At 72.2% G+C, this 6,198-nt stretch carries 5 protein-coding genes; all 5 read right to left on the bottom strand.

Features of this window, described 5'->3' with window-relative positions; genetic code table 11:
• Window positions 1–108 precede the first annotated feature (108 nt).
• A complete protein-coding gene (locus Apa02nite_RS44560) occupies window positions 109–1,626 on the bottom strand; it encodes a sensor histidine kinase (protein WP_239165001.1) in 1,518 nt (505 codons plus the stop codon).
• 325 nt (window positions 1,627–1,951) lie between these two features.
• Window positions 1,952–2,608 carry a response regulator transcription factor gene (locus tag Apa02nite_RS44555; RefSeq protein ID WP_239165000.1) on the bottom strand — a complete coding sequence of 219 codons (657 nt, stop codon included), beginning with the start codon at window positions 2,606–2,608 and terminating at the stop codon, window positions 1,952–1,954.
• A 63-nt stretch (window positions 2,609–2,671) separates the two neighbouring features.
• Window positions 2,672–3,931, bottom strand: coding sequence for a cation:proton antiporter (locus Apa02nite_RS44550; RefSeq protein WP_203830529.1), 1,260 nt, complete (start codon window positions 3,929–3,931; stop codon window positions 2,672–2,674).
• A complete protein-coding gene (locus tag Apa02nite_RS44545; RefSeq protein WP_203830528.1) occupies window positions 3,928–5,208 on the bottom strand; it encodes a cytochrome P450 in 1,281 nt (426 codons plus the stop codon). Before Apa02nite_RS44545 ends, Apa02nite_RS44550 begins: the two co-directional genes overlap by 4 nt.
• Window positions 5,205–6,197 (bottom strand): alpha-hydroxy acid oxidase, encoded by a 993-nt coding sequence (locus Apa02nite_RS44540; RefSeq protein ID WP_203830527.1) that lies wholly within the window; start codon window positions 6,195–6,197, stop codon window positions 5,205–5,207. The genes Apa02nite_RS44545 and Apa02nite_RS44540 overlap by 4 nt, the downstream gene beginning before the upstream one ends.
• Window position 6,198 lies beyond the last annotated feature (1 nt).

The following is a 6,198-nucleotide window of genomic DNA, read 5'->3' as shown; positions in this document are numbered from 1 at the left end:
GTCCTGAGTGCCAGCCGTGACAGGTCGGCTGGTGGTGAGGGTTGTGTCGGCGGTCTGGAGGCAGCCCTGAACGCCAGCCGGAGTCGGGACCTGCGGCGGGCAGTGAGGTCAGTGGGGATCGGTGGCGACCAGGGGGCGGTTGGGCGTGTGACCGTTGCTTGTTGCTGGCGCGAGGGGGAGCCGGACGGTGAAGGTGGCGCCGGTGCCGGGATGGCCGTCGGCGGTGATGGTTCCGCCGTGGCTGGTGACCACCTCGCGGAGCAGAGCCAGGCCGAGACCGAAGCGACGTTGCCCGTAACCAGGACCAGGACCAGGACCAGGACCAGGACCAGAACCGGGAGCGGCCGCGGGACCGGGACCAGCCGCGGGACCAGGACCGGGAGCGGCCGCGGGACCAGGACCAGTGGCAGGGCCGGAGCTGGGGGTGGCTGCGGTATCAGGGCTGGTTGCCGGGCCGCTGTGGAAGCGGTCGAAGATCCGCTCGGCGTCGGCCGGGTCGAAGCCGTCGCCGGTGTCTGACACGACCATCTCCGCGATCCCGCCACGGAAGGCGCGGTTCGGTGGGGCGGTTCGGACGGTGACCGTGAGATGGCCGCCGGTGGTGTGGGTGAGGGCGTTCGCCAGCAGTTCGGCGGCTACCCTTCGCAGCGCGGATTCCACCCCGACGACCGGCACCGCATTCGTCGGCACGTCCACTGTGACCGAAACCGATCGTTCAGCGGCCCGTTCCGCGGCAGCCGAGACCGCGTCGCCGGCGAGCCAGGCCAGGTCGACCGGCTGGTCCATCGGACGGCCCATCGGACGGCCCATCGGATCCGGATGCCGGCCGCTGATCCGGCGGCCGAGGCGCTGTCCGAGTCGTTGGGCCGGGGCGGGCAGGGCGATCGGGTCGGCGGCCAGGCGCGCCGAGAGCAGCAGGTCGTCGACGATCTCGCCGAGTCGCCGGGTGGCGCCGACCAGGCGGTCGAGTTCGCGGCGGTCGGTTTCGGCGGAGGCGCGGCGGGCCAGCAGCTGGGCCCGGGTGTGCACCTGGGCGATCGGTGTGCGCAGCTCGTGGCTGGCGTCGGCGACGAACCGGCGTTGCCGGCCGAGCGCCTCGACGAGCGGAGCGACCGCCCGCCGTCCGACCGTCACCGCGGTGAGCGCCGCCGCGAACAGCCCGGCCAGGGCGGCGCTGAGGAACGCGGTCAGCAGGTGACGCCGGTCGGCCAGCTGGAAGCGCGCGTCGAAGACCGCCTGGACGATCTGGTCGCCGCGGCGTTCGGTGCGGATCCAGTACGTGGTGCCGTCCCGGTCCACCTGCACGGTCTGCCCCACGCCGGTGGCGGCCACCTCGGCGACCGCGTCCCGCATCGGGAAGCCCGGCGGAGCGGCCCGGTCGCCGCTGGCCACGGTCCCGTCGTCGGCGAACGCGAAGATCCAGCTGCAGGCCGGCGGCCCGGCGATCACACCGGTGCGCACGCCATAGGCGAGTTCGCGCCCGATCTGCTCCTCCTGGCTGTGCCGCAGCACCTCATACGAGATCGCCCCGAGCATCGCCAGCAGCGTCCCGATCGCCAGCCCGACGAGGAGCCCGATCCGCCAGCGAGCCCGCCGCACCGCCCCCAACTCCGGAGAACGGTTCACCGCACGCCCATCCAAGATCCATGCCCGACCACGCCGCACGCGCCATGAGTCCGCGCAAGGAGGGGCAGCCGCGCGAGGAGGGGCCGCGCGAGGAGGGGCCGCCGCGCAAGGAAGGGCCGCGCAAGGAAGGGCCGCGCAGGGATGGTCCGTGCAAGGAAGGGAAGCGCGAGGAGTGGAAGCGCGAGGAAGGGCAGCCGCGCGAGAAGAGGCCGCGCGAGAAGAGGCCGCGCAAGGAAGGGCCGCGCAGGGAAGGGCCGCGCGAGGAAGCGCCGCCCACGGAAGTATCGCGGGAGGACGAACCCCGTCCAAAACCCAGCAAGGGGCTTCACAGCGCCCCCATTCGATACCCCAGCCCATGCACCGTCCGCACCACCTTGCGGCCCAGCTTCCGCCGTAGGTAATACACATAGGTATCCACGATCGACGCCGCCGCGGCCTCGTCGAAGACCAGGCTCCGCAACATCGCGCGGGAGTGCACCGCCGTCGGCCGCGCCGCGAGCACCCGCAACAGCTCGAACTCGCGGGCCGACAGTGGCACCCGGCTCCCGTCCGGCAGGACCGCGTCGCGCAGACCCAGGTCGAGCACCCCGTCCCCGATCCGCAGCGCCTCCGTGGCGTCGGCCGTGCGCCGGCACAGCGCGCGGATCCGGGCGCTCAGCTCGTCCAGATCGAACGGTTTGACCAGATAGTCGTCGGCGCCAGCGTCCAGTCCGGCGACACGGTCGTCGATGGTGCCGAGGGCGGTCAGGATCAGCGCCCGGGCGGCCACCGCCCGGGCCCGCAGCCGGGTGATCAGGTCCAGGCCGTCGAGTGCGGGCAGCCGGCGGTCGATGACGAGCACGTCGTATGGCCTGGTCAGGCCCAGGTGCAGCCCACGCTGGCCATCCGGTGCCTGATCGACGTGATAACCCTCGTCGACAAGGGTCTCGGCGACCATCTCGCGCAGATCGGAATCATCCTCAACCACAAGCAACCGGCGCATGACATCGAAGATCTCATATGGATGGACGCACCGGGAGGAAAGTTTGCTTTTTCAATCAAATTCTTAAGGTACGGCCAAAGCGGGCTCCCTGACCGGAGCGGCCCGGCGCTCGCGACGCTCCAGCAGTGTCAGCAACGGCGTCGTCATCAACGTCGTCACCAACGCGACGAGCACCAGCACGGTGAACAGCGACGAGTTCACGATCCCGGCCTCCAGCCCCACGTTCAGCGCGATCAACTGCATCAGCCCGCGCGCGTTCATCAGCGCGCCGACCTTGAGCGCCACCCCGTTCGGCTCCCCGCGCAGCCGCGCCGCGGCCCAGCAGGCGCCGAACTTGCCGGCCACCGCGAGCACGATGCACGCCCCCGCGAAGGCCAGCACCCGCGGATCGCCGAGCAGCCCGAACTCGGTCCGCAGCCCGGAGAACGTGAAGAACAGTGGCAGGAACACCGCCGACGCGACCGGGGTGAGCGTCTCCACCACCTGCTCGGTGCGCTCGTGCTGCGGCATCACCACACCGACCGCGAACGCGCCGAACACCGCGTAGAGCCCGATCTCGTCGGTGTACCAGGCGATCAGGAAGAGCAGGGCGACGGTGCCGAGCATCCGGGCCCGGCCGTCGAGCCGGTCGCTGCGGATCAGCACACCGGTCACCCGTGGCCCGGCCAGCCACATCACCAGGCCGAAGATGACCGCTCCGCCCGCGGTGACGATCGCCGGGCCGGCCTCGCCGGACGCGAACGCCAGCACCACGGCCAGCATGATCCAGGCGACCATGTCGTCGATCGCGCCGCTGGCCAGGGCGAGCGAGCCGTGCCGGGTACCGGCCTGCCCGCGCTCGGTGATGATCCGGGCCAGCATCGGGAACGCGGTGATCGACAGCGCCACGCCGACGAACGCCGCGGACACCCCGAGCGCGACACCGTCCGGGCGGATCGGCGCGGCGTCGCCGGTCATCACCACCAGCAGCACGCCGAGCAGCAGCGGCGCGGTGATCCCGGCGAGCGACACCGCGCCCGCGGTGCCGGCCAGGTTGGTGACCCGGTGCGAGCGGAACGCGTACCCGGCCTGGAACATGAACAGCACCAGGCCGACCTGGCCGACCACGTAGAGCACCGGCAGCAGCGGGGCCGGGAAGAGCGCGGCCTGCACCTGTGGGAAGAGCAGGCCGAGCAGTGACGGGCCGAGCAGCACGCCGGCCAGCATCTCGCTGACCACCGGTGGCTGACCGGCTTTGCCCAGCAGCCACGAGACCAGCTTGCAGAACAGCAGGATGACCGCGACCGCGATGAAGAACCGCGGGGCGAGCTCGGTGGGTGTCATGAGCGGGCCTCCTCCGTGGTGAACGTGGCGAAGTAGGTGGTGCAGAGCTTCTGGCGGCGGGCGTCCAGGACCATCCAGGTGCCGAGGACGAGCTGCTTCACCGACCGCCCGGCGTCCGCGATCCGATCCGCGTGGCGCAGGGCGGCCAGGCGGGTGCTACTCGGCCCGGCCTGACCGATCGGGGTCAGGTAGGCGGGGCCCCGGTTGGGCAGCGAGCGGGTGTGCGCGGCCGGCGCGGCCAGCGTGAACCGGCGCAGCACCGCACGGGTGACGGCGCGCAGCATCACGGGTGCGGCACCGCGCGCCGGGCACGCCCGGTTGGCGGTTATCCCGTACGGGATGAAGTGCGCCTCCTTGCGCGACAGCGACCGCCAGCGTTCCGGGTCGAAGGTGTCGTCGGGTGCCGGTCCGGTGCGCTGAAAGGCCAGGTAGTTGAAGAGCAGCACGGACCCGGCGGGCAGCACGGTGTCCGCGTCGACGGCGATCGGCGCTGACGTGATCCGGTGCGCGACGCCGAACAGCGGATGCACCCGCAGTGTCTCGTCGATGATCCGGTCGAGCGACTCGTCGGAGAGATCGCTGAGATCAGAAACGGTCGAAGCACCCAGCAGGATGTGCGCCATCGCCTCGGACATCTGCACCACCGCGGTGTTGAAGAACGCGCCCTGCAGATACCAGGCGGTCTCCTGCGCGGTGAACGGCTCGGGCAGCACGACCGGGCAGGTCCCGGCGGTGATCCGGCCGAGCAGGTACCGGGTCAGCCGGTCCCGCCGGCGCATGTGCCGCAGGCCCAGCCCCTTCAGCGCGGTCACCACGTCGTCCGCGTTGGCCACGATCAGGTCCCGGACCGGTCGCGGACAGGGCTCGCCGAACACCTGCTCGTAGAAGACCTCGGCCCAGACCGGCATCATCAGGTCACGCAGCCGCACTAGCACGGAACGTCCGCGGGGCAGCTCGTCCAGGATCCGCCCGGCCGCCGCGGTCGCCAGCGCGTCCGAGCGGGCGTGCGGCACCGCCAGAACCTTCCGCGTCGTGCGCGCCACTGTCTGATAGCGATCGCCGGGTTCGAGGTGCTCCTGGTGCATCTGCGGTCCGGGGGCCAGCCAGTACCAGAACAGGTCGGACAGGCCGGCGCCGCGACTGCGCCCGTCGGCGGCCGGATCGCTGTAGACCCGCTCGAAATGTTCCGCGCCGACCAGCGGGCCGGGCACCGGGATGCCCTCGGTCCCGTTCACCCGCTGGAAGATCCACTCCCGGAGCTGGACCACCGCGTTCACCGCGCCACCGCCACCAGGTCGGGGGTCAGGTCGGCCGGTCGCTGCGCTCCGGCCAGGGCCATCACGTGGTCCAGGTCCGCCGTCAACGTCCGCAAATGATCGCGTACGCCAGCAGCGCCCCCGCCCGCCAGCGCCGTGATCACCGGCCGCCCGACCAGCACCGCCGTCGCACCCAGCGCCAGCGCGACGAGTACGTCGGTGCCCCGCCGGATCCCGCCGTCGACGAGCACCGGGATCCGCCCGCCGACCGCCTCGGCCACGGCGGGCAACGCGTCCACCGAGGCGATCGCCCCGTCCAGCTGCCGCCCGCCGTGGTTCGAGACGATCAGCCCGGCCATCCCGTGCTCGACGGCCAGCCGCGCGTCCGCCGGGTGCAGGATCCCCTTGACCAGGATCGGCAGCCCGGTCACCGTGCGCAACCAGCCGAGCCGGTCCCAGCCCAGCCCCGGATCCATCACGATGTCCCGCGCCCGGCCCGTCGCATCGCGCATGTTCTCGCAGGCCAGCCCGGCCGGCAGGTCGGTGAACCCGTTGCGGGTGTCGCGCTCGCGCCGCCCGAACACCGGGGAGTCCACGGTGGCCACCAGCGCCCGGCACCCGGCCTTCTCGGCGCGGCGCACCACGTGCTCGGTGAAGGCCAGGTCCGGCTGCGGATACAGCTGGAACCACAGCGGGCCGCCTGCCTCGGCGATCCGTTCGACCGGCTGGGTCGCGGCCATGCTGACCACCATCACGGTGCCGGCCGCGGCCGCCCCCTCAGCGGTCGCGGCCTCCCCACCGGGGTGCGCGAGCAGGTGGAACGCGGTCGGCGCGACCAGCACCGGGGTGGACAGCCCGGTGCCGAACAGGGTGATCCGCAGGTCCCGGTCACCGGTCGCGCGCAGCACCCGCGGCACGATCCGCAGCCGGTCGTAGGCGGTGACGTTCGCCCGCAGCGTCCGCTCCTCGCCGGCCCCGCCCGCGAAGAAGTCGGCGTGTACCGGGTCCACG

It is taken from the genome of Actinoplanes palleronii (assembly GCF_016862315.1).
Classification (GTDB): Bacteria; Actinomycetota; Actinomycetes; order Mycobacteriales; family Micromonosporaceae; genus Actinoplanes; species Actinoplanes palleronii.
This window is presented reverse-complemented; position numbering and strand designations above follow the sequence as displayed.

What these genes read in the sequence shown, in the direction of transcription:
- Apa02nite_RS44550 (WP_203830529.1), bottom strand. Translation starts at nt 3,931, where the DNA reads ATGACACCCACCGAGCTCGCCCCGCGGTTCTTCATCGCGGTCGCGGTC.
- Apa02nite_RS44555 (WP_239165000.1), bottom strand. Translation starts at nt 2,608, where the DNA reads ATGCGCCGGTTGCTTGTGGTTGAGGATGATTCCGATCTGCGCGAGATG.